The 3,991-nt window shown below is 62.9% G+C and carries 3 protein-coding genes; 1 reads left to right on the plus strand and 2 read right to left on the minus strand.

Going from position 1 to position 3,991, the window contains the following annotated elements; genetic code table 11:
* A partial coding sequence (locus ACJWXQ_RS02540; protein WP_406672075.1) for an SH3 domain-containing protein occupies positions 1-442 on the minus strand: 442 nt, incomplete at its 3' end.
* A 28-nt stretch (positions 443-470) separates the two neighbouring features.
* A complete protein-coding gene (locus ACJWXQ_RS02545) occupies positions 471-2,648 on the minus strand; it encodes an adenylate/guanylate cyclase domain-containing protein (RefSeq protein ID WP_346050998.1) in 2,178 nt (725 codons plus the stop codon).
* Positions 2,649-2,780: 132 nt separating this feature from the next.
* Between ACJWXQ_RS02545 and ACJWXQ_RS02550 the strand changes: the two genes are divergently transcribed.
* Positions 2,781-3,989 carry an EAL domain-containing protein gene (locus ACJWXQ_RS02550; protein WP_346050999.1) on the plus strand — a complete coding sequence of 403 codons (1,209 nt, stop codon included), beginning with the start codon at positions 2,781-2,783 and terminating at the stop codon, positions 3,987-3,989.
* Positions 3,990-3,991: the final 2 nt, after the last annotated feature.

Below are 3,991 nucleotides of genomic sequence, written 5' to 3' on the forward strand. Positions count from 1 at the left end.
CTTCCAGGGCACGCAACTGCTCAATGTCCAGGTCGGGGTCATCCAGCAGACGCTCTTCCTCCTCCACCCCGCGGATGGCCCCCGCCGTGGTCACGGCAGACGCCCGTCGCCGCGGACTGGCCTCCAGCTCGGCTGCCTCATCCGCCCGGCTCTGCCGACGGCTGGGCGGGGTATCCCGCAGGACCAGATTGGGCATCCAGCCCTCAAGGTCTTCCTGCTGGACACGATACCAGCGTTCGGTGCTTTCCAGCACTTGTACTTGATCACCTTGCGCCAGCCGGCTGAGCGGATCGCCACCCAGGCCAGGCTCCTCGAACACCGCGGCATTATGCGTTTGCACATACATCAGCTTAGCGGCTTGCTCCGCAGATCCCTCGTCATCGGCCAGGGCCAGGCCGGCCCACAGTAGCAGCAGGCCCAGTCCCCATCGTTTCATATTCATTTGCAATTCCTCCCTCACGACTTCGCGATTATTTGCTGTCCAGGCGATAAACCCCATCCCAGTCGGCAGCCACACCCTCATCCTGATAACGCCGACAGCGGGCGACGAACAGCGAGCGCAACGGGTCTCCCTCCGGCAGACGTTCCCAGGCGGCGATCGCCGCCGACCAGTCCCGTTCCCGGTAGGTCTCCCAGGCCAATTGGCTGCAATGGCGCACTTCCAGGGCCTGCTCCCGCTGGGCATTGTCGGCATCGGGGCCGACCAGCGGGCGCCAGATACCAATCGCCTGCTGGCGTCCTTTCACCCGCACCCGGTCCACCAGGGCGCAGACAAAGCCCTCTCCCAGGTCGCCGGCGGTGTCCTCCGAGATCAGTACCGGGCAGCCGTAATGACTGGTAAGCCCTTCCAGTCGCGAGGCCAGGTTCACATTGTCCCCAATGACAGTGTAGTCGAGCTTGCGCTCGGAACCGATATTGCCAAGGATGACCGAACCGGTGTGCAGGCCCACGCCGGTGCGCAGCGCGGGCAGCCCTTCCGAAAGCAACGCCTGATTCAGTATCTCTAGCCGCTCTTGCATGGCCAGGGCCGCCGACACCGCCCGCTCGGCATGATCCGGGACGCGAATGGGTGCTCCCCAGAAGGCCATGATGGCGTCGCCAATGAACTTGTCCAGGGTTCCCTCGTGGAAAAAAATGGCCTCGCTCAACTCCGACAGATAGCGGTTAAGCATTTCCACCACCTGCTCCGGCGAAAAGCCTTCCGAAATGGTGGTAAAACCGCGAATGTCGGAGAACAGAATGGTCATCCGCTCTTCGGTGCCCACTTCGGCCCGGACATGCTCGTCATAGCGGTCCACTACCTCGGCCAGCACCGCGGGTGATACATACTGGGACAACATGCGGCGGACCCGGCGCCGGTCCCGCCCTTCGGTGGCCGACACATAGGCCATGCAAGCCAGGCCGGTGAGCAACAAGGCGCTGCTGGGCGCCACCAGGTCCACCAAATGGTGGTATTGGAAGGCGATCATCACCAGCGCCAGGTGAGCAGCCAGCAGCAACAGGGGTGGCGTCAATTGTCGCCACACCCGACCCTGGGCAAAACTGGCCGCGGTCACCCCGGCAAAGAGGACCACCAATAGCGGAGTCAGCCATGCCGGCGAGGGACGCAGATAGTCCCCCATGAGCAGATTGCTGGCCGCCGCCATGTGAATCTCCACCCCCGGCGTGCGGCTGGATAGCGGTGTGTGCTTGATATCGTGCAGGCCCACGGCTGAACCGCCGATAAAGACGATCCGGTCTTCGAATGCATCCGGTGGCACCAGCATGGCTTCGGGCTCGCCACGCCTCAGGCTGCCCAGACTGCGAAATATCCCACCGAAGGACCAGGCGGGAATGTCACCGTAGAAATTTACCCGCATCCGGCCACTGTCATCCAGGGGGACATGGCGATCCGGCAGCAGCAGGTCGCGGCCCTGGAAACGGGCTTCGCCGAGACCGACTTGCTGCTTCAAGGCGGTGGTGGAAAGCGCCGGGAAAATCTCGTCCTGATAGGTAAACAGCGGTCTCACCCGCCGGAAAACCCCATCGGCATCGGCATCCAGACCCACGGCGCCGAGACCGGCGGAAAAGGCGCCCAGGGGTTCGAAGGGCAGCATGTAGCTGTTTCGGCCCTCGTCTTCCAGACCGGTAACACCGTTGAGGGCATGCTGCTGGCGAATCTCATCCGGCAGCGGCTGATCCAGGGCATCCTCGTCCACTTCATCCGGGCGCTCATGGATCAATTGGAGGGAATGATGGACATTGCCGGCCGCGGCGGTGGCCATCAGCAGGGCCTCGTCCTCCTCGCTGAGCTGATCACGATCCTGGCCATGCAGCCACTGGTTCTCGGTAAACAGAACATCAAAGACCACGGCCCGGGGATTGCCCTCGGCGAGAAACTCCAGCAGGTCGGCATAGACCGAGCGTGGCCAGGGGAATCGACCCAACACCGGATTGAGCAGGCTCAGGGAAGCCTCGTCGATGAGAATCAGGGCGAGATCAGGATGAATCTCCGCCTCATGGCGAAACTGGGCGCTGCGAAAGTCCTCGGTCATCCACTCCAGGCGCTGGAAACCGTCCCGGCCATCCACCACCAGGATCACCAGGGCTGCCCCGACAGCAATGACGGACAACCAGACCGCCTTTTTCCAGACACGAGAACGCTTCATGACAAACAGTCTAGTATTGGAGCAAGGGGCAAGGGCACCCCCTTGGCGGGGCATTGACAGGGTCCCCCCGTATGGGGGAGCTTGGACCCTGGCGAATGCCAAGGGATGAGGCGCAAAACAGGGGGACAGGACATGACTGAACGTATCCCAGGCCAACGATTTGAGGCCGGCACGGTCATCTTCGAACGAGGCGAGCAGGGCGACAAGGCCTATCTCATCCGGGACGGACGGGTGGAAATTTCCACTGACCAGGGCGGCAAGAAAGTGGTCATTGCCAATCTGGGCCCCGGCGAGGTGTTTGGCGAACTGGCCTTGATAAGCCACCAGGCAAGGACCGCCACCGCCACCGCGGCCACCGATACCGAGACCCTGGTGATCTCCACCGAACGGCTGCAGGCCGCCATCGATGCCGCCGACCCACTGCTGCAGACCCTGCTGCGCGGCAATCTGGGCCGATTCATCTGGACCCAGCGCTTCATGCTCCAGCACGCGGCCCCGAAAACCGCCGAGACCTCACTGGAGCATCAGGCAGAACACGACATGGCGGTGGAGGCGGACATCCAGCGAGCCATGAAGAGCCGCGAATTCGAACTCTTCTACCAACCCATTATTGATCTAAGAGACGGCCGAATCGGAGGCTTCGAGGCACTGATGCGCTGGCGTCACCCGGACCGGGGAACAGTCTCACCGGGGGAGTTCATCGGCGTGGCCGAAGCCACCGGGCAGATCGTCGCCATGGGGGCCTGGGCACTGGAAGAGGCCCTGGATGCCCTCAAGCGGTTCCAGGCCATTGTCGATGGCCCTGGCCGTCCGCCACTGTTCATGAGCGTGAATGTTTCCGGTCGCCAGCTCCTGGAGTTGGAGGAAATCGACCGTCTGGGGGCCGTACTGGCCCGTTCCGGCGTGGACCCGGAGCAGATCAAGCTGGAAATCACCGAGAGTCTGCTGGTGGATGACCCCATGCATGCCGCCGTGGCCCTGCAACAACTGCGCGAGAAAGGGGTGCGACTGGCCATTGACGACTTTGGCACCGGCTACTCCAGCCTCAGCTATCTTCACCTCTTCCCGCTGGACACTCTCAAGATCGACCGCTCCTTCGTCTCCGACATGGTCCACGATCCCCGCCGGGAACGAATCGTCCGCGCCATCTCCGGCCTGGCCCGGGACCTGGACCTCAACATCATTGCCGAAGGGGTGGAAAACGACGAGGAAATGCAGAGCCTGGATCGCTTCGAGTGCGACTACGTCCAGGGCTTCCTTCTCGCCAAACCCCAGACCGCCGGCGACATCGAAGCCCTGCTCAAACAGGACCCCCACTACGACACCCACCTAGGCAGTTAGCC

Origin of the sequence: Natronospira sp. (genome assembly GCF_007134575.1) — a bacterium.
Taxonomy (GTDB): domain Bacteria; phylum Pseudomonadota; class Gammaproteobacteria; order Natronospirales; family Natronospiraceae; genus Natronospira; species Natronospira elongata.